The sequence below is a fragment of the Streptomyces sp. NPDC102360 genome (genome assembly GCF_044766085.1).
Taxonomy (GTDB): domain Bacteria; phylum Actinomycetota; class Actinomycetes; order Streptomycetales; family Streptomycetaceae; genus Streptomyces.
In genome coordinates this window covers 1-18160 of sequence record NZ_JBIWLG010000004.1, presented here as the reverse complement: position 1 = coordinate 18160, position 18160 = coordinate 1, and the positions used below count along the sequence as shown (strand labels likewise).

At 70.8% G+C, this 18160-nt stretch carries 12 protein-coding genes; 9 read left to right on the top strand and 3 right to left on the bottom strand.

Going from position 1 to position 18160, the window contains the following annotated elements:
- Positions 1-101: 101 nt before the first annotated feature.
- The gene (locus ACIRHA_RS18355) at positions 102-2558 is read right to left on the bottom strand and encodes a DEAD/DEAH box helicase (protein ID WP_403846573.1); all 2457 of its coding nucleotides are present in this window, start codon (positions 2556-2558) and stop codon (positions 102-104) included.
- Between the two features lie 84 nt (positions 2559-2642).
- On the opposite strand from ACIRHA_RS18355, the gene bldG reads away from it, so the two are divergent.
- The 6 genes from bldG to ACIRHA_RS18325 all read left to right on the top strand — a co-directional run bounded on the left by bldG (position 2643) and on the right by ACIRHA_RS18325 (position 9151).
- Positions 2643-2984 (top strand): anti-sigma factor antagonist BldG, encoded by a 342-nt coding sequence (gene bldG / locus ACIRHA_RS18350; RefSeq protein WP_125514212.1) that lies wholly within the window; start codon positions 2643-2645, stop codon positions 2982-2984.
- 115 nt (positions 2985-3099) lie between these two features.
- Positions 3100-3531 (top strand): ATP-binding protein, encoded by a 432-nt coding sequence (locus ACIRHA_RS18345; protein ID WP_403846571.1) that lies wholly within the window; start codon positions 3100-3102, stop codon positions 3529-3531.
- A gap of 291 nt (positions 3532-3822) precedes the next feature.
- On the top strand, positions 3823-6234 hold the full coding sequence (locus ACIRHA_RS18340; protein ID WP_403846569.1) for a sodium-translocating pyrophosphatase: 2412 nt from the start codon (positions 3823-3825) through the stop codon (positions 6232-6234).
- Positions 6235-6495: 261 nt separating this feature from the next.
- Entirely contained in the window at positions 6496-7077 is a 582-nt protein-coding gene (locus ACIRHA_RS18335; protein ID WP_403846566.1) for a small secreted protein, read from the top strand.
- A 193-nt stretch (positions 7078-7270) separates the two neighbouring features.
- Positions 7271-8809: a methyltransferase gene (locus ACIRHA_RS18330; RefSeq protein WP_403846563.1), complete on the top strand. Its 1539-nt coding sequence runs from the start codon at positions 7271-7273 to the stop codon at positions 8807-8809.
- 144 nt (positions 8810-8953) lie between these two features.
- Complete coding sequence (locus ACIRHA_RS18325) at positions 8954-9151, top strand: hypothetical protein (RefSeq protein ID WP_403846561.1); 198 nt, start codon at positions 8954-8956, stop codon at positions 9149-9151.
- A gap of 56 nt (positions 9152-9207) precedes the next feature.
- Here ACIRHA_RS18325 and ACIRHA_RS18320 read toward each other — a convergent pair whose 3' ends face one another.
- Together ACIRHA_RS18320 and ACIRHA_RS18315 are read right to left on the bottom strand one after the other, a co-directional pair.
- Positions 9208-9624 carry a DUF2752 domain-containing protein gene (locus ACIRHA_RS18320; RefSeq protein ID WP_403846558.1) on the bottom strand — a complete coding sequence of 139 codons (417 nt, stop codon included), beginning with the start codon at positions 9622-9624 and terminating at the stop codon, positions 9208-9210.
- A gap of 4 nt (positions 9625-9628) precedes the next feature.
- Positions 9629-10246 carry a TM2 domain-containing protein gene (locus ACIRHA_RS18315; RefSeq protein ID WP_403846556.1) on the bottom strand — a complete coding sequence of 206 codons (618 nt, stop codon included), beginning with the start codon at positions 10244-10246 and terminating at the stop codon, positions 9629-9631.
- Positions 10247-10633: 387 nt separating this feature from the next.
- Here ACIRHA_RS18315 and topA point away from each other — a divergent pair, with 387 nt between their 5' ends.
- From topA to ACIRHA_RS18300, 3 genes are all read left to right on the top strand, one after another.
- Entirely contained in the window at positions 10634-13474 is a 2841-nt protein-coding gene (topA, locus tag ACIRHA_RS18310) for a type I DNA topoisomerase (RefSeq protein ID WP_403846553.1), read from the top strand.
- A gap of 115 nt (positions 13475-13589) precedes the next feature.
- Positions 13590-16712 carry a dTMP kinase gene (tmk, locus tag ACIRHA_RS18305; RefSeq protein WP_403846551.1) on the top strand — a complete coding sequence of 1041 codons (3123 nt, stop codon included), beginning with the start codon at positions 13590-13592 and terminating at the stop codon, positions 16710-16712.
- Between the two features lie 139 nt (positions 16713-16851).
- Entirely contained in the window at positions 16852-18057 is a 1206-nt protein-coding gene (locus ACIRHA_RS18300) for a DNA polymerase III subunit delta' (protein WP_403846548.1), read from the top strand.
- Positions 18058-18160: the final 103 nt, after the last annotated feature.

The window sequence follows — 18160 nt, the reverse complement described above, 5'->3', positions numbered from 1 at the left end:
CAAGCCCCGCCGGCGTTTGAGGCGCGGGGTCCGGGGCGGAGCCCCGAGGCGTAGGGGCGGTCGACCGCAGCGGGCCGGGTGAGCGTGCCCGACGTGCCCACCTACCCCGCCGCCGACCCCAACAGCACCGACAGCAGCCGCACCGCCCCCCGCTTGTGCAACGGCTCGTTGCCATTGCCGCACTTGGGCGACTGGATACAGGAGGGGCACCCGGCTTCGCACTCGCAGGACGCGATGGCCTCACGGGTGGCGGCCAGCCACTCAGGGGCGGTGTGGAAGGCGCGTTCGGCGAAGCCCGCGCCGCCGGGATGACCGTCGTAGACGAAGACCGTGGGAAGGAGCGTGTCCGGGTGGAGCGGGATCGAGACGCCACCGATGTCCCAGCGGTCGCACGTGGCGAAGAGGGGGAGCAGCCCGATGGAGGCGTGTTCGGCGGCGTGCAGGGCGCCGCCGAGGATCTCGGGGTTCACACGGGCCGCGTCCAGCTGGTCCTCCGTGACCGTCCACCACACCGCGCGGGTGCGCAGCGTACGAGGAGGGAGGTCGAGCTTGGTCTCGCCGAGGACCTCGCCGGTGATCAGGCGGCGGCGGAGGTAGCCGACGACCTGGTTCGTGACCTCGACCGAGCCGTAGCACAACCTGCCGTCGCCCCAAGGGACTTCGACGTCGGTCTCCAGGATGGAGATGGCCGTGGTGTCGCGGGCGGTGGTCGAGTAGGTGGGGTTCGCCGTTTCGACCAGGGCGACGTTGTCGTCGAGGTCCAGCTTCTTCACCACGTACGTGCGGCCCTGGTGGAGGTGGACCGCGCCGTCGTGGACCGAGGTGTGGGCGGAGCCCGCGTCGACGGTGCCGAGCAGCCGCCCCGTGCCGGCCTCGACGACCTGTACGGGCGAGCCGCCCTCGCCGCGGATGTCGGCAAGGTCCGCGGCGGACTCGCGGCGCGTCCAGTGCCAGGCCTTCGTGGCGGGGCGGCGGCGCAGCAGCTTCGCCGCCTCCAGCTGCGGAAGCAGTTCCCCGGTCGCCGGGCCGAACAGGTCCAGGTCCGGTTCGGTCAGGGGGATTTCCGCCGCCGCCGCGCACAGGTGCGGAGCCAGGACGTACGGGTTGTCGGGGTCGAGGACCGTCGACTCGACCGGCTGGTCGAAGAGGGCCTCGGGGTGGTGGACCAGGTAGGTGTCCAGGGGGTCGTCACGGGCCACCAGGACCGCCAGCGCCCCCTGGCCCGAGCGCCCGGCCCGTCCCGCCTGCTGCCACAGCGACGCGCGCGTACCGGGATAGCCCGCGATCAGCACCGCGTCCAACCCCGAGACGTCGATGCCGAGTTCGAGGGCGGTGGTGGCGGCGAGGCCGAGGAGTTCGCCGGAGTGCAGGGCGGCTTCGAGGGCGCGGCGTTCCTCGGAGAGATAGCCGCCGCGGTAGGCCGCGACCCGCCGGGCGAGCGAGCGGTCGACCTCGGCGAGCCGCTCCTGAGCGATCACCGAGATCAGCTCGGCGCCACGCCGGGAGCGTACGAAGGCGACCGAGCGCACGCCCTGGACCGCGAGGTCGGTCAGGAGGTCCGCCGTCTCGGCGGTCGCCGTGCGCCGCACCGGCGCGCCCTTCTCGCCCTGCATCTCCGTCAACGGAGGTTCCCAGAGCGCGAAGACAAGTTCGCCGCGCGGGGAGGCGTCGTCCGCGACCTCGACGACCGGCAGGCCCGTCAACCGCTGGGCGGAGACGGCCGGTTCGGCGGAGGTGGCCGAGGCCAGCAGGAAGACGGGGTCGGATCCGTAGCGGGCACATATGCGGCGCAGTCTTCGCAGCACCTGCGCCACGTGCGAGCCGAAGACACCGCGATAGGTGTGGCACTCGTCGATCACGACGTACTTGAGCGCCTTGAAGAAGGAGGACCAGCGCGGGTGCGAGGGCAGGATGCCCCGGTGCAGCATGTCCGGGTTGGTGAGGACGTAGTTTCCGTACTGGCGTACCCACTCGCGTTCCTCGAACGGGGTGTCGCCGTCGTAGACCGCGGGACGAATCGCCGTACCCAGCGGTTGTGAAAGTTCCTTCACCGATCGGCACTGGTCCGCCGCGAGTGCTTTCGTCGGGGCGAGGTAGAGCGTGGTCGCGCCGCGCCCGTTCGGCGCCTCGGATCCGTCGAGCAGAGTCGACAGGACCGGGACCAGATAGGCGAGCGATTTTCCGGAGGCCGTGCCGGTGGCGACGACCACCGAATCGCCGTCCAGGGCGTGCTCCGCCGCGAGTGCCTGGTGGGCCCAGGGGTGCGCGATTCCGGCGGTCTGCACGGCTGCGATGACCTCGGCCCGGATCCGATCGGGCCAGACGGCATGACGGCCGGGACGAGGGGGCAAGTGCTCCGTATGGGTGATGCGCGCAGCCCTGCTCGGACCCGAGGCGAGCCGGTCCAGGACCGCACCGGGAGAGGGGCGCTCTGGGGCGGATGCCGAGGGTCGTTCGGATCGGAGATTCTTGGCCATCGGCACCGAGTGTGTCACTGGCGTGACGGACAATGCTTCCAAGGCGTCGTGCACGCCTGCCGGTAAGTGATTGAATGCCATCGCGGCTGGCGAACCGTCCCGGGGGATCATGCCGAGGTGTCCCCGAGGGGCGACCGCTCGATTTAGCAAGGTGCTGGAGGATCCGTGGACCTGTCCCTGTCGACCCGTACCGTCGGCGATCGTACGGTCGTCGAGGTCGGTGGCGAAATCGATGTGTATACCGCGCCCAAGCTGCGCGAGCAGCTGGTCGAGCTGGTGAACGACGGCAGTTTCCACCTTGTCGTCGACATGGAGGGCGTGGACTTCCTCGACTCCACCGGGCTCGGCGTTCTGGTCGGCGGCCTGAAGCGCGTGCGTGCCCATGAGGGCTCGCTGCGCCTGGTGTGCAACCAGGAGCGCATTCTCAAGATTTTCCGTATCACCGGACTGACCAAGGTGTTCCCGATCCACACCTCGGTCGAGGAAGCCGTCTCGGCGACCGACTGATCCGGTTGATGCCGGTGGCGACACCGGCGGAGACAAGGGGATCGGGCGGCCGAGGCCGGCCGATCCCCGGGAGCACGCTCGTACAACCGTGGGCCCGTCTGTCCGAGGGGGATGCATGGCCACTGTCGAACTCCGCTTCAGCCCTCTGCCCGAGCACGTCAGGACGGCCCGCCTGGTGGCGGCCGCCGTGGCGCGCAGGGCGGGCGTGGACGAGGCCGTGCTCGACGAGGTCAGGCTCGCCGTCGGTGAGGCCTGCAGCCGAGCGGTCGGGCTGCACCAGAGCAGCGGTATCTCGGCGCCGGTGCTGGTGGCCCTGATCGAGGAGGAGAAGCAGTTCTCCATCGAGGTCGGGGACGAGGCGCCGCGCACGGTACCCCCGTCGGCCGCGGCCGGTGCGGGCTCCGCAGACGATCTGGAGGCGGAGGGTGAGGACGAGATGGGTCTCGCCGTCATCAGCGGCCTCGTGGACGATGTGGAGGTCACGGCGGATACGGACGGCGGACTCATTCGGATGAGTTGGCCGACCCTGCCGGCGACGCTTCCGTAGCGCGCGGAACGCTCCGCGCGGTACCCGGAGATCTTTCGAAGAGGCCCGGTTCACCTGACGGTGAACCGGGCCTCTTCGGTGTTTCCTGAGGTCGATCAGCCAATCGGCCAATAAAGGATCTTCGCTAATGCCTTCAGGGGATTAGCAATTCCGTCTCGTTCCGCGGGGCGAGGTTCACCGAACATTTGCGGGGTAGGAAACAATTCCGTTTGCCGCGCCCTGTTTTGATCAGGGCCCGCTCCCTACAATCCGTCCACATCTTGAGCTCAGTCCAAGCGTCAAGGAGGACGAATGGCGGAGCCCTCTACCCCTGCTACGTTCGCAGCCGCAGTTCTGACCGACGGCAACAGATTGATCGTCGTCGTCATCGCCGTCGTCGCGCTCGCGGCGCTCGCCGTCGCCGGAGTCCTGGTGCGCCAGGTACTCGCGGCCGGCGAGGGCACGGACTCGATGAAGGAGATCGCGGGCGCGGTCCAGGAAGGCGCGAACGCCTATCTGGGCCGACAGCTGCGGACCCTCGGCGTATTCGCCGTCGTGGTGTTCTTCCTGCTCCTGCTGCTTCCGGCGGACGACTGGAATCAGCGAGCGGGCCGGTCGATCTTCTTCTTGATCGGCGCGTTGTTCTCGGCCGGCACCGGCTATATCGGAATGTGGCTCGCGGTGCGCAGCAATGTGCGCGTCGCCGCCGCCGCAAGAGAAGCGACCCCGGCGGAAGGCGAGCCGGAAAAGGATCTCACCACCGTTTCGCACCACGCCATGAAGATCGCTTTCCGTACGGGCGGCGTCGTCGGCATGTTCACGGTGGGACTCGGCCTGCTCGGCGCTTCCTGCGTCGTGCTCGTCTACGCGGCCGACGCGCCCAAGGTCCTGGAGGGCTTCGGGCTCGGCGCCGCGCTGATCGCGATGTTCATGCGTGTCGGAGGCGGCATCTTCACCAAGGCCGCCGACGTCGGCGCCGACCTGGTCGGCAAGGTCGAGAAGGGCATTCCGGAGGACGATCCGCGCAATGCCGCGACCATCGCCGACAACGTGGGCGACAACGTCGGAGACTGCGCGGGCATGGCCGCCGATCTCTTCGAGTCGTACGCCGTCACGCTGGTCGCCGCGCTGATCCTCGGCAAGGTGGCCTTCGGCGACGCCGGCCTGGCGTTCCCGCTGATCGTGCCCGCGATCGGGGTCGTCACGGCGATGATCGGCATCTTCGCCGTCGCGCCGCGCCGCTCCGACCGCTCCGGGATGAGCGCCATCAACCGCGGGTTCTTCATCTCCGCGGTGATCTCGATCGTGCTCGTCGCCATCGCCGTCTTCACGTATCTGCCGGGGACGTACGCCGACCTGGACGGGATCACGGACACGGCGATCAGCGGCAAGGACGGCGATCCGCGGATCCTCGCGGTCGTCGCCGTGGCGATCGGTATCGTGCTCGCGGCCCTCATCCAGCAGCTCACCGGCTACTTCACCGAGACGACCCGGCGTCCGGTCCGCGACATCGGCAAGACGTCGCTGACAGGCCCCGCGACGGTCGTGCTCGCCGGCATCTCCATCGGTCTCGAGTCCGCCGTCTACACGGCGATGCTGATCGGGCTCGGCGTGTACGGGGCGTTCCTGCTCGGCGGCACGTCGATCATGCTCGCCCTGTTCGCGGTCGCCCTGGCCGGTACGGGGCTGCTCACCACGGTCGGCGTCATCGTCGCCATGGACACCTTCGGCCCTGTCTCCGACAACGCGCAGGGCATCGCCGAGATGTCCGGTGACGTCGAGGGCGCGGGCGCGCAGGTGCTCACCGACCTGGACGCCGTCGGCAACACGACGAAGGCGATCACGAAGGGCATCGCCATCGCGACCGCCGTGCTCGCGGCGGCCGCGCTGTTCGGCTCGTACCGGGACGCGATCGTCACGGCGGCGGACGATGTCGGCGAGAAGGTCGGCGAGGGCGGGCCGATGAACCTGGTCATGGACATCTCGCAGCCCAACAACCTGGTCGGGCTCATCGTCGGCGCCGCGGTCGTGTTCCTCTTCTCCGGGCTCGCCATCAACGCCGTCTCGCGGTCGGCGGGTTCGGTGGTCTACGAGGTGCGCAGGCAGTTCCGCGAGCACCCAGGGATCATGGACTACACGGAGAAACCGGAGTACGGGCGTGTGGTCGACATCTGCACGAAGGACGCGCTGCGGGAGCTCGCCACGCCCGGGCTGCTCGCCGTCATGGCGCCGATCGCGGTCGGCTTCACGCTCGGCGTCGGCGCGCTCGGGGCGTATCTCGCGGGCGCGATCGGTACGGGCACGCTGATGGCCGTATTCCTCGCCAACTCCGGCGGCGCGTGGGACAACGCCAAGAAGCTCGTCGAGGACGGGCACCACGGCGGCAAGGGCAGCCAGGCGCACGAGGCGACGATCATCGGCGACACGGTCGGCGACCCCTTCAAGGACACCGCGGGCCCCGCCATCAACCCGCTGCTGAAGGTGATGAACCTCGTGGCGCTGCTCATCGCGCCCGCGATCGTCAAGTTCAGCTACGGGGACGACGCGAACGTGGGGGTGCGGGTCGCGGCCGCCGTCGTCTCGATCGCCGTCATCGTCGGTGCCGTGTACATGTCCAAGCGGCGCGGCATCGCGGTCGGCGGGGACGAGGACGGCGACGGCGATGGGGCCGGACGGGTGCCGGAACAGTCGGATCCTGCCGTGGTCTCCACGACACGTACGTGAGGAACGTATGGAACGTGCGTACGTGACCTGAGTGCACGTCAGTACGGCAACAGGTGGGCGGGCAGCGTCTTTTGACGGACTGTCCGCCCATCGGTCCGTTCTGGCGTATTTTTCTTACGTCTGCGGTGCGGGGCCTTCCGGTTCCAGTGAGCCTTATCTCTCCTGGTGCAAATGGCTGCTAAAGGTCAATAAAGTGGTCGTATGGGACACTCGGCGTGCGATTGTCGTGTGCGTGGCGTGTAAGTTCCGGGGCCGAGAGCCATGGAAGGGACCAATCCGGTGAACAAGAAGCTTGCTGCCGCACTGTCCGGCGGTGCGGTACTGGTACTGGCGTTGTCGGGCTGCAGCGACGACAGCAACGAGAAGCTCGACTCCTGGGCCAAGCAGGTCTGCGACAAGGTCCAGCCGCAGGCCAAGAAGATCGAGGCCGCGAACACCGCGATCCAGAAGGAGACCTCGGACAACAGCGAACCCGGGCAGGTCCAGAAGACCGACTCGCAGGCGTTCCAGGACATGTCCGACGCGTACAAGGCGATCGGTGACGCGGTCGACAAGGCCGGGGCTCCGCCGGTCGACGGCGGTGACAAGAAGCAGCAGAACGCCGTCAAGGAACTGGACAAGATCTCGACGTCGTACGCCGACCTGAAGAAGAAGGTCGACAAGCTCGACACCGGCGACCAGGCGAAGTTCGCCGACGGGCTCAAGGACATCGCCGGCCAGCTGGACACGCTGAGCCAGGACGGCAGCGATGCGCTCAAGAACCTTGAGGAGGGGGACGTGGGCAAGGCGATGGCGAAGCAGGAGAGCTGCAAGAGCGCTTCCGCTACGCCTTCGGGGTCCTAGGCCTCACGTTTTCTTCCGCGCCCCCGGTGTTGCGCCATTGCCGCGCTGCGCCGGGGGCGCTGTCGTGTTTTCGGCACCCTGCACCGGGGGCTGTGCCCACCCTTCCCCAAGCTCTCGGCTGCGCTCGAGCAGGGGAGGCCCCATTCGCCGTGCGGAACGCCTGCCCACAGCAGGGGCGGGTCACAATAGGGGGGTGAGTTCTTCCGCCTTTGTATCGCTGCCCTCCGTTGATCGAAACGACGTCGCTCAGTCCCTGCGGGACGCGTTGGTTTCCGCTGAGTTCACTGCCGATGGGCTGCTGGAGCTGCTCGGGGCGTCCGCCTACGCGGCGCTCGCGCGCAGCGAGACCGTGCCCGCCCTGCGGGCCACCCGGGGCGAGCGGCCCCTGGAGACGCTCGTCCGGCTCTTCCTGTTGCAGCAGCCCGCGCCGCGCGAGCGCGTGGCCGAGGTGCTGCCGCTCGACGCGTGCCTGGAGAGCGGGTGGCTGCGGGCCGTCGGGGGCGACGAGGTCGCGGCGAGCGTCGACGTACGCCCGTATGGCGGCCCCGAGGGCGAGGACTGGTTCATCGTGTCCGACCTCGGGTGCGCGGTCGGGGGCGCCGGAGGCATCGGCAGCAGCGCGGAAGGCGTCGTGCTCGGGGTCGGCGGGGCGTCCACCACGCTCGCCGGGATCACCGTGCGGGCGCCCGTCGGCTCGGCCCTCGACCTCGGCACCGGATCCGGGATCCAGGCACTGCACGCGGCGCGCCACGCCACGCGGGTCACCGCGACCGACCTCAACCCGCGCGCGCTGCACATGACCGCGCTGACGCTCGCGCTGTCGGGCGCGCAGGACGCCGAGCTGCGGGAGGGCTCGCTGTACGAGCCCGTGGGCGACGCCACGTACGACCTGGTTGTGTCCAATCCGCCCTTCGTGATCTCGCCCCTCCTTCCCGAAGGGTCTCGCCTCACGTACCGCGACGGCGGCATGAGCGGGGACGATCTGTGCCGCTCGGTCGTTCAGGGGGCAGGGGAGCACCTGAACGACGGGGGGTACGCGCAGTTCCTGGCCAACTGGCAGCACGTGGAGGGGGAGGAGTGGACCGAGCGGCTGCGCTCCTGGGTGCCGCGCGGCTGTGACGCCTGGATCGTGCAGCGCGAGGTGCAGGACGTCGCGCAGTACGCCGAGTTGTGGCTGCGGGACGCCGGTGACCACCGCGGCGACCCGGCCGAGTACGCGGCGCGGTACGACGCCTGGCTCGACGAGTTCGAGGCGCGCAAGGTGCGGGCCGTCGGCTTCGGCTGGATCACGCTGAGGAAGACCGGGTCCGAAGAGCCCTCGATCGTCGTCGAGGAGTGGCCGCACCCCGTCGAGCAGCCGCTCGGCGACACCGTACGCGGGCACTTCGAGCGGGTCGACTGGCTGCGGGAGCACGACGACGCGGCGCTGCTCGGCGCGCACTTCAAGCTGGCCGGGGAGGTCGTGCAGGAGCAGGTCGGGCTGCCGGGCGCCGAGGACCCGGAGCACGTCGTGCTGCGGCAGGGCCGGGGGATGCGCCGCGCGACGAAGGTGGACACGGTCGGCGCCGGTTTCGCGGGCGTGTGCGACGGGTCGCTGAGCGCGGGGACGATCCTGGACGCCATCGCCCAACTCATGGGCGAGGACCCGGTGTCGCTGCGCGACCGCACGCCCGCGCAGATCCGCACGCTGGTCGAGCAGGGGTTCCTGGAACCGTTCACGCCCGTCGACTGAAATCGGCCGGCTGAACCGGCCGACTGAACCGGTCGACCGCTCTTCGCCTTGTGGCGCCCGGGAGTTCACCCTGGGTTCCGCTGCCCGTGTCAGCGTCGCCCGCCTGAGTACCGGAATCGGTCCGTAGGTGGGGGAGGCAAGGCGATGGAGAGTGTTCCCGCGGTGTTCGCAGGCACGGTGTTCGGATTGTTCGGGGCGGGTCTGTTGGCGTGGACCGGGGCGCGCGCGGCGCACCGTGAGCCGGTGGCGTACGGGGCGAGCCCTGTGACGTCGGTGCTGCTCGCGGGGGCGGCCGGGGCAGGGGCCCTGGCACTCGCCGTGTGGTGCTTCGGCCAGGTCTGAACAGTCCGGTCAGTGACCGGCCCGACCCGGTCCGATCCGGCCTACCTGGACGCCGCTCAGAGCGTGTTGCGCAGTACCGCCCAGGCCAACGCCCCGATCAGGATCGCGGCCGCGCCGCGACCCCCGATCGGCGGCGACCAGCGGCGGCCGCGCAGCCCCTCGTACGCCCAACGCCCCAGCAGGGCAAGGGCGAAGGGAGCGGCGAGCAGCAGCGCGCCGTTGTCGTGCCAGGCCATGGCGTACTGACCGTGCATCAGGTCGTAGACCATCCGTGTTCCGCCGCACGCCGGGCAGAGCAGCCCCGTGGCGAATCGGAAGGGGCAGCCCGGCAGGAAGTGGCCCGGCTCGTGCGGGTCCGTGCCGTACAGATGGAGCGCGGCGAAGGACCCCGCCGCGAGCACCCCGAGCGGGGCCGCCGCAGGGGCGCTCAGCGCGCTCCTGAGGCGAGCCGTGGGGGACGCGGCGCGGGGCACTGGGTCAGTTGTCCCGCAGCAGGCGGCCCTGGGAGTCGGTGGCGTTGCCGCCGGCGAGCATCATGATGCCGTCGATCAGGCCCCAGATGCCGCCGAGTCCGCAGGTCACCACGGACACGATGAGCATCGTGACGGCCATCCCGGTGTGCCCGGTGTAGAAGCGGCCCGCACCGAACGAGCCGAGGAAGATGCCGAGGAGGCCCGCGGCGAGCTTCGTCTTGTCCGAGTACGGACGGCCGTACGGGTCGTAGCCGTAGGGCGCGGCCGGGTCGTAGGGCATGCCGCCCATGCCGGGGCCCATGTTCGGGGCGCCCATGCCGGGTCCGGGCGGGGGCGGGTACGCGCCGCCACCGGCCGGGGCGGAGCCGGGGTAGGGGTAGCCGTAGCTGGGCTGACCGGGCTGGCCCTGCGGCGGCTGGCCGGGCTGACCGGGAGGGGGCGGCGGCGTGCCGTAGCCGGGCTGGCCCTGGGGCTGGCCGGGAGGCGGCGTGCCGTAGCCGGGCTGCGAGCCCTGCTGCGGGTACCCGTACTGCGGGCCCGGCTGGTCGGCCGGGGGCTGGTTGTACGGGTTCCCGCCCGACTGGTCCTTGGGGGGCTGGCCGTACGGATTGCTGTCGGACATGTCGGGAAGCTCCTGGATAGTGATGCCTTGGGGACGAGCCGGAGGCTCCCCGCGGGCTCCCCCAGCCATCCGCCATCTTGTCAGGAAGGGATAAACGGGGGAGTCCGAGGGCACGGGACCGCTACGCAATGGGGACGTTCACCACAGGAACTCGGGCCGCGAGCCGTGTCCACGGTCACCCGGAGCCCAGGCGTCCGCTCACCGGTCCGGGGGCAGGATCACGAGGAGTCGGGTTACCGTTCCGAGTGGCTGCTGCGTGCTTTTCCCGTTTGACACACCGGCGGGAGGTACCGTCACACTCCGCAGCAGTGCCGCAGAAACGGCACGATCCCGCGGGAGAAAGCCATCGACACGGCCCCGAACCGCCGACCGGAGAGAAGAGCGAAGTTGTCCCCGACCAGCGAGACCGCACAGGGCGGCCGCCGACTCGTCATCGTCGAGTCGCCCGCCAAGGCGAAGACGATCAAGGGCTATCTCGGCCCCGGATACGTCGTCGAAGCGAGCGTCGGGCACATCCGCGACCTCCCGAACGGCGCGGCCGAAGTGCCGGACAAGTACACCGGTGAGGTGCGCCGCCTCGGTGTGGACGTCGAGCACGACTTCCAGCCCATCTATGTCGTGAACAGCGACAAGAAGGCGCAGGTCAAGAAGCTCAAGGACCTGATGAAGGATTCCGACGAGCTCTTCCTCGCCACCGATGAGGACCGCGAGGGCGAAGCCATCGCGTGGCACCTCCAGGAAGTCCTCAAGCCGAAGATCCCGGTCCACCGGATGGTCTTCCACGAGATCACCAAGGACGCGATCCGGGCCGCCGTCGCGAACCCGCGCGAGCTGAACAAGAAGCTGGTCGACGCCCAGGAGACCCGCCGCATCCTCGACCGCCTCTACGGCTACGAGGTCTCGCCGGTCCTGTGGAAGAAGGTCATGCCGAAGCTGTCGGCGGGCCGTGTCCAGTCCGTCGCCACCCGCCTCGTCGTCGAGCGCGAGCGCGACCGCATCGCCTTCCGCTCGGCCGAGTACTGGGACCTGACGGGCACGTTCGCGACGGGCCGCGCCGGTGACTCCTCCGACCCGTCGTCGCTGGTCGCCCGCCTCAGCGCGGTCGACGGAAAGCGCATCGCGCAGGGCCGTGACTTCGACTCGCTCGGTCAGCTGAAGGCCGGTTCGGCGAACACACTGCAGCTGGACGAGGCGAACGCCCGTGCGCTCGCCGCCGCCCTGGAGCAGACGCGGTTCTCCGTACGCTCCGTCGAGTCCAAGCCGTACCGCCGCTCGCCGTACGCCCCGTTCCGTACGACGACGCTGCAGCAGGAGGCCTCGCGCAAGCTGGGCTTCGGCGCGAAGGCGACCATGCAGGTCGCCCAGAAGCTGTACGAGAACGGCTTCATCACCTACATGCGTACGGACTCCACGACCCTGTCGGACACGGCCGTCGCGGCCGCCCGTTCGCAGGTCACGCAGCTGTACGGCAGCGACTACCTGCCGGACAAGCCGCGTACGTACGCCGGCAAGGTCAAGAACGCGCAGGAGGCGCACGAGGCGATCCGCCCCTCCGGCGACCGCTTCCGTACGCCCGCCGAGACCGGCCTGACCGGCGACCAGTTCAAGCTGTACGAGCTGATCTGGAAGCGCACCGTCGCCTCCCAGATGAAGGACGCGGTCGGCAACAGCGTCACGGTCAAGATCGGTGGCACGTCCGCCGACGGCCGCGACGCCGAGTTCAGCGCGTCCGGCAAGACGATCACCTTCCACGGCTTCCTGAAGGCCTACGTGGAGGGCGCCGACGACCCGAACGCGGAGCTGGACGACCGTGAGCGCCGGCTGCCGCAGGTCGCCGAGGGCGACGGCCTGTCCGCCGAGGAGCTCTCGGTCGACGGACACGCCACCAAGCCGCCCGCGCGCTACACCGAGGCCTCGCTCGTCAAGGAGCTCGAAGAGCGCGAGATCGGACGCCCGTCTACGTATGCGTCCATCATCGGGACCATTCTGGATCGCGGTTACGTGTTCAAGAAGGGGACGGCGCTCGTGCCCTCCTTCTTGTCGTTCGCTGTCGTCAACCTGCTGGAGAAGCACTTCGGCCGACTGGTCGACTACAGCTTCACGGCGTCCATGGAGGACGACCTCGACCGCATCGCGCGTGGCGAGGCGCAGGCCGTGCCGTGGCTGCGGCGCTTCTACTTCGGTGCGGTCGACGAGAGCGGGGCCGGCCAGGGCGGCGCCGCGGACGCCGGGAACGGCGACGGGGACCACCTCGGCGGCCTCAAGGAGCTCGTGACCGACCTGGGCGCGATCGACGCCCGCGAGGTCTCGTCCTTCCCCGTGGGCAACGACATCGTGCTCCGTGTCGGCCGCTACGGCCCGTACATCGAGCGCGGCGAGCGCGACTCCGAGAACCACCAGCGCGCCGACGTACCCGAGGACCTCGCGCCCGACGAGCTGTCGGTGGAGTACGCCGAGGAGCTGCTCGCCAAGCCGAGCGGCGACTTCGAGCTGGGCGCCGACCCGCAGACCGGGCGTCAGATCATCGCCAAGGACGGCCGCTACGGCCCGTACGTCACCGAGGTGCTCCCCGAGGGCACCCCGAAGACGGGCAAGAACGCGGTGAAGCCGCGGACCGCCTCGCTCTTCAAGTCCATGGCGCTGGACACGGTGACCCTGGCCGACGCCCTGAAGCTGATGTCGCTGCCGCGCGTCGTCGGCCAGGACGCCGAGGGCGTCGACATCACCGCGCAGAACGGCCGGTACGGCCCGTACCTGAAGAAGGGCACGGACTCGCGTTCCCTGGAGGCCGAGGAGCAGCTCTTCAACATCACGCTGGAAGAGGCGCTGGAGATCTACTCCAAGCCGAAGCAGCGCGGCCGCGCGGCCGCCAAGCCGCCGCTGAAGGAGCTCGGCACCGACCCGGTCAGCGAGAAGCCCGTCGTGGTGAAGGACGGCCGCTTCGGCCCGTACGTCACCGATGGCGAGACCAACGCGACGCTGCGCTCGGCGGACTCCGTGGAGGAGATCACGGCGGAGCGCGGGTTCGAACTGCTCGCCGAGAAGCGGGCGAAGGGCCCGGTCAAGAAGAAGACCGCGGCCAAGAAGGCGCCCGCCAAGAAGACCGCCGCGAAGAAGACGGCGGCGAAGAAGACGGCCGCCAAGAAGACGACCACGGCGAAGAAGACCGCGGCCAAGAAGACGACGACCGCGAAGACGGCCGCCAAGAAGACGGCTCCGGCAGAGTAGTCGGCGGCTCATCGGCGGCTCAGCGGAACGAGTGCCTCCCCGTGATCAGTGCGGGGAGGCGTTCACACGGGGAACACACCTTCGGTGTGTCAGCGGGTCCCTATAGGCTGGACGAATGACCCGTGCCGAGCAGCCAACGGACCCCAACACGGCCCCAGACGACGCCCTGGTCGCGGACTCCCGAGAGCGTGCGGTGCGCGCACTGTTGCGCGTACCTCAGTTGAAGCGACTGTGGTCCGCGCAACTCGTCGGCGGAGTCGGCGACGTGATCGGGCTGCTCGTACTTGTGGTGCTCGCGGTCCAGACAGCCATTCCCGAGGAGTCGTTCGGCGGCGGATACCGGGGCGTGGCCTTCGCCGTCGCCGCGGTGTTCGGGGCGCGGATCCTCTCGACCCTGCTGTTCGGCGCCGTCCTGCTCGGGCCGCTCACCTCGCTGACGACGCCCGGCGGGCCGCTCGACCGGCGCTGGACCATGGTCGGCGCCGACGGAGTGCGGGCCGCGCTGCTCATCGTCGCCCCCCTGTGGATCGACTGGGTGCCGGACAACGCGCTGGCGATGCTCCTCGTGACGGCGTTCGTCGGCGGGGTCGCCGAGCGGTTCTGGACCGTCGCCAAGGCGAGCGCGGCGCCCGCACTGCTGCCCCCGCCGCCGCTGGAGGGCGCGGCCGTCCGGCCGTTGCCCGACCACACGGACGCGCTGCGGCGGCTCTCGCTGCGCACCGGATTCGTCGCCGTGCCGCTGGGCGCGGCCGGCCTCGTCGTCGTGACGCTGGTGCAGAACCTGATCGGCGCGGGCGTGGACTGGTTCGCCGCGCACCAGGTGGCGCTGTCGTCCTACGTAGGAGCGGGTCTTTTCGCCGCTTCCCTGTCGGTCGTGTTCTTCCTTGAGCTGCCCGACACGCAGACCCCGCGCGCGCGGTCGCCGCTGGAGGGGCTGCGCAGGCCCAGCACCGGCACCGGCGTGGACAAGGGCCGCACGGGCGCGATCCGGCTGCTCGTGCTCGCGTGCTCCTGCGTCGCCGGGGCGATCGCGGCGGCCGTCGCCGTGTCCGTGCTGCACGCCAAGGACCTGGGCGGTGGCCCGGTCACGTTCGGCCTGTTCGTGCTCGGCCTGACCGGTGGCACCGTCGTCGGCATCCGCTCGGCGCCCAAGGTGCTGCAGACGCTCTCGCGGCGCCGCCTCTTCGCCCTCGCCATCGCGTTCACGGGCATCGGACTTCTCGCGGCGGGCCTGGTGCCCGACGTGACGAGCGTGATCTTCCTCGTGACGCTCTCCGGGGTCACCGCGGGCATCGCGGCGAACACCGGGCACGCGCTGCTCGACCAGGAGACCGAGGACGGCCGGCGGGCGCGCACGACCGAGCACCTGCAGGCCGTCGTACGCGTGTCCGTCGCGCTCGGCGCGCTGCTCGCGCCGGTCCTTGCCGCGCTGATCGGACCGCACCACCTGGAGAGCGGAAAGTTCGTCTTCGCGCACGGGGGCGCCGCGTTCACGCTGATGCTCGTGGGCGCGCTGCTGCTGCCCGTCGCCGCGCTGGTGCTCGCCAAGGCCGACGACCGCAGCGGGGTGCCGCTGCGGCACGATCTGCGGGACGCGCTGCGCGGCGGGAACGACCCGGTGCAGGCCCCGGCGGCGACCGGCTTCTTCATCGCCCTGGAGGGCGGGGACGGCGCCGGAAAGTCGACGCAAGCCGAGGCGCTCGCGGAGTGGATCCGCGGCAAGGGCCACGAGGTCGTCATCACGCGCGAGCCGGGCGCGACGCCGGTCGGCAAGCGGCTCCGGTCGATCCTGCTGGACGTGTCGTCCGCCGGTCTCTCGCACCGTGCCGAGGCGCTGCTCTACGCCGCCGACCGCGCGGAGCACGTCGACACGGTCGTCCGGCCCGCCCTGGAGCGCGGCGCCGTCGTCGTCTCCGACCGGTACATCGACTCGTCCGTCGCCTACCAGGGCGCCGGCCGTGACCTGTCGCCGACCGAGGTCGCCCGCATCAACCGGTGGGCCACGAGCGGCCTCGTCCCGAACCTGACCGTGCTGCTCGACGTCGACCCGGAGGCCGCGCGCGAGCGGTTCACCGAGGCGCCCGACCGGCTCGAATCGGAGCCGATGGAGTTCCACACGCGCGTGCGCTCCGGTTTCCTCACGCTGGCGGCGGGCGACCCCGGTCGCTACCTGGTGGTCGACGCCGGCCAGGAGCCGGAGTCCGTCACGACCGTCATCCGGCACCGGCTCGACGTACTCCTTCCGCTCTCCGAGGCCGAGATCAAGGCGCAGGAGGAGGCCCGCAAGGCCGCCGAGGAAGAGGCACGCCGCAAGGCCGAGGAAGAAGCCGCCCGCAAGGCGGAGGAGGAGCGCCTGGAGGCCGAGCGCCAGGAGCAGCTCGCCAAGCTGCGCGCCGAGGAGGAGGAGCGCAAGCGCCGCGAGCTGGAGGAGGCGCAGCGCCTGGAGGCCGAGCGGCAGGCCGAAGAGGCCCGGCAGCGCGCCGAGGAGGAGCGCCGCAAGGCCGAGGAGGAGCGGGCCCGCCTGAAGGCCGAGGAAGAGGCCCGCGCCGCCGAGCAGGAGCGCCTTCGTAAGCAGGCGGAGGACGAGGCGCGGCTGCGGGCCGAGGCCGAGGAGCGGCGCCTGGAGAAGCAGCGCAAGGCCGAAGAGGCCCTGCTGCGCGCGGAGGAGGCACGGCGGCTCGCCGCGCAGGCCGCGGAGCAGGCGCAGCGCAGTGCGGGCGCGCCGACCGCGAACTTCCGCAAGGTCGAGCTGCGGAGCGAGGCGCCGGAGGACGGGGCGCCGGACGCTCCGGTGCCGGACAACGAGACGACGGTGCCGACGCCGATCGTGCGGCCCGACGCCGAAGAGACCACGGTGCTGCCGCAGGTTCGGGACGCCGAGGACGAGACCACGGTGCTGCCGCAGGTTCGGGACGAGCGGGACGCCGAGGAGACGACGCAGCTGCCGCAGCCGCCCGCGCCCGGTGCGGCGGACGAGACGGCGGTCCTGCCGCAGGTGTCCGAGCCGGCGGACCGGGTGCCGAGTGGTTACTTCCGCGACGAGCGTCCCGCCGGTTCCGGCCCGGACAGCCCCAACGAGCGCACGGCGGAGCTGCCTCAGGTCGACGAGAGCGGCAGGCCGCGGCGGCCCCGGCCCGACTGGGCGGAGGAGACGCCGCTGGACGACCTGCCGTCGCTCGCGGACGAGCTGCTCGGTGAACGTGAGGACGAGGACGACCGGGGTGGTCGGCGCCGGTAGAACAAGCCCCTGCGGCGTTTGAGCAGCGGGGTCCGGGGCGGAGCCCCGTGGCGTAGGCCGGTCGGCCGCAACGGGATGTCAGTGGGGCCCGGCACAATGGCTGGAGTCGGGTTCGGGTGGCGAAAGGGACGGTGACCGCATGGCCGTGTGGGACGACCTGGTCGGTCAGGAGCGGGTGATCGCGGAGCTGGTCGCGGCCGCGCGGGACGCGGACGCCCTGGTGACGGCGGCGACCGCCCAGACCCCGCCGCCGGCCGCGTCGAAGATGACCCATGCCTGGCTGTTCACCGGTCCTCCGGGGGCCGGCAGGGAGACCGCGGCCCGCGCGTTCGCCGCGGCCCTCCAGTGCGTCAGCCCGGACCGCGCCCTCGGCGGCGCCCCGGGCTGCGGGTTCTGCGACGGCTGCCACACCGCGCTGCTCGGCACACACGCGGACGTGTCGACGGTGGCAGCCGTCGGCTCGGAGATCCTCGTCAGGGACATGCGTGACACGGTCCGCAAGTCGTACACGGCACCGGCCGTCGGCCGCTGGCAGGTGATCCTCGTGGAGGACGCCGAGCGGCTCAACGAGAAGTCGGCGAACGCGGTCCTGAAGGCCGTGGAGGAGCCGGCCCCGCGCACCGTGTGGCTGCTGTGCGCACCTTCGGTGGAGGACGTACTGCCGACGATCCGCTCCCGCTGCCGCCTGCTCACCCTGAGCACGCCCGCCGTCTCCGCGGTCGCCGACATGCTCGTACGGCGTGACGGCATCGAGCCGGATGTCGCGGCCGCCGTCTCCCGTGCCACGCAGGGCCACATCGACCGGGCCCGCCGCCTGGCCACGGACCCGCGCGCGCGGGAGCGCCGGGCTGCCGTCCTGAAGGTGCCGCTGCGGGTCGAGGAGATCGGCGGCTGCCTCAAGTCGGCGCAGGAGCTGGTGGACGCGGCCGCCGAGGACTCCAAGCAGCTCGCGGAAGAGGTCGACACCAAGGAGACGGAAGAGCTGAAGGCTGCGCTCGGTGCGCAGAGCGGCGGGCGGATGCCGCGCGGCACCGCCGGCGCCATGAAGGACCTCGAGGACATGCAGAAGCGGCGCCGCACGCGCTCGCAGCGGGACAGCCTCGACCTGGCGCTCACCGAGCTGACGGTCGTCTACCGGGACGTGCTCGCGATGCAGCTCGGCTCGCGCGTGGACCTGGCCAACGTCGAGATCCAGGACACCTTGGAGCGGGTCGCCCGCAGCACGTCGCCGGAGTCGACGCTGCGGCGGATCGAGGCGATCGGGGCGTGCAGGGTGGCGTTGGACGGGAATGTGGCGCCGCTCCTGGCGGTGGAGGCGATGACGGTCGCCCTGCGTGCGGGTTAGGCATTTCAAGCCCCGCCGGCGTTTGAGGCGCGGGGTCCGGGGCGGAGCCCCGATCTTTTGAGCCCCGGGGCGCACCCCACCCACCCGTGAACCCGCGGAGCGC

Excerpts from the sequence above, each read along its gene's own strand:
- ACIRHA_RS18355 (WP_403846573.1), bottom strand. The coding sequence starts at position 2,558 with ATGGCATTCAATCACTTACCGGCAGGCGTGCACGACGCCTTGGAAGCA.
- ACIRHA_RS18345 (WP_403846571.1), top strand. The coding sequence starts at position 3,100 with ATGGCCACTGTCGAACTCCGCTTCAGCCCTCTGCCCGAGCACGTCAGG.
- ACIRHA_RS18340 (WP_403846569.1), top strand. The coding sequence starts at position 3,823 with ATGGCGGAGCCCTCTACCCCTGCTACGTTCGCAGCCGCAGTTCTGACC.
- ACIRHA_RS18335 (WP_403846566.1), top strand. The coding sequence starts at position 6,496 with ATGGAAGGGACCAATCCGGTGAACAAGAAGCTTGCTGCCGCACTGTCC.
- ACIRHA_RS18325 (WP_403846561.1), top strand. The coding sequence starts at position 8,954 with ATGGAGAGTGTTCCCGCGGTGTTCGCAGGCACGGTGTTCGGATTGTTC.
- ACIRHA_RS18315 (WP_403846556.1), bottom strand. The coding sequence starts at position 10,246 with ATGTCCGACAGCAATCCGTACGGCCAGCCCCCCAAGGACCAGTCGGGC.
- tmk (WP_403846551.1), top strand. The coding sequence starts at position 13,590 with ATGACCCGTGCCGAGCAGCCAACGGACCCCAACACGGCCCCAGACGAC.
- ACIRHA_RS18300 (WP_403846548.1), top strand. The coding sequence starts at position 16,852 with ATGGCCGTGTGGGACGACCTGGTCGGTCAGGAGCGGGTGATCGCGGAG.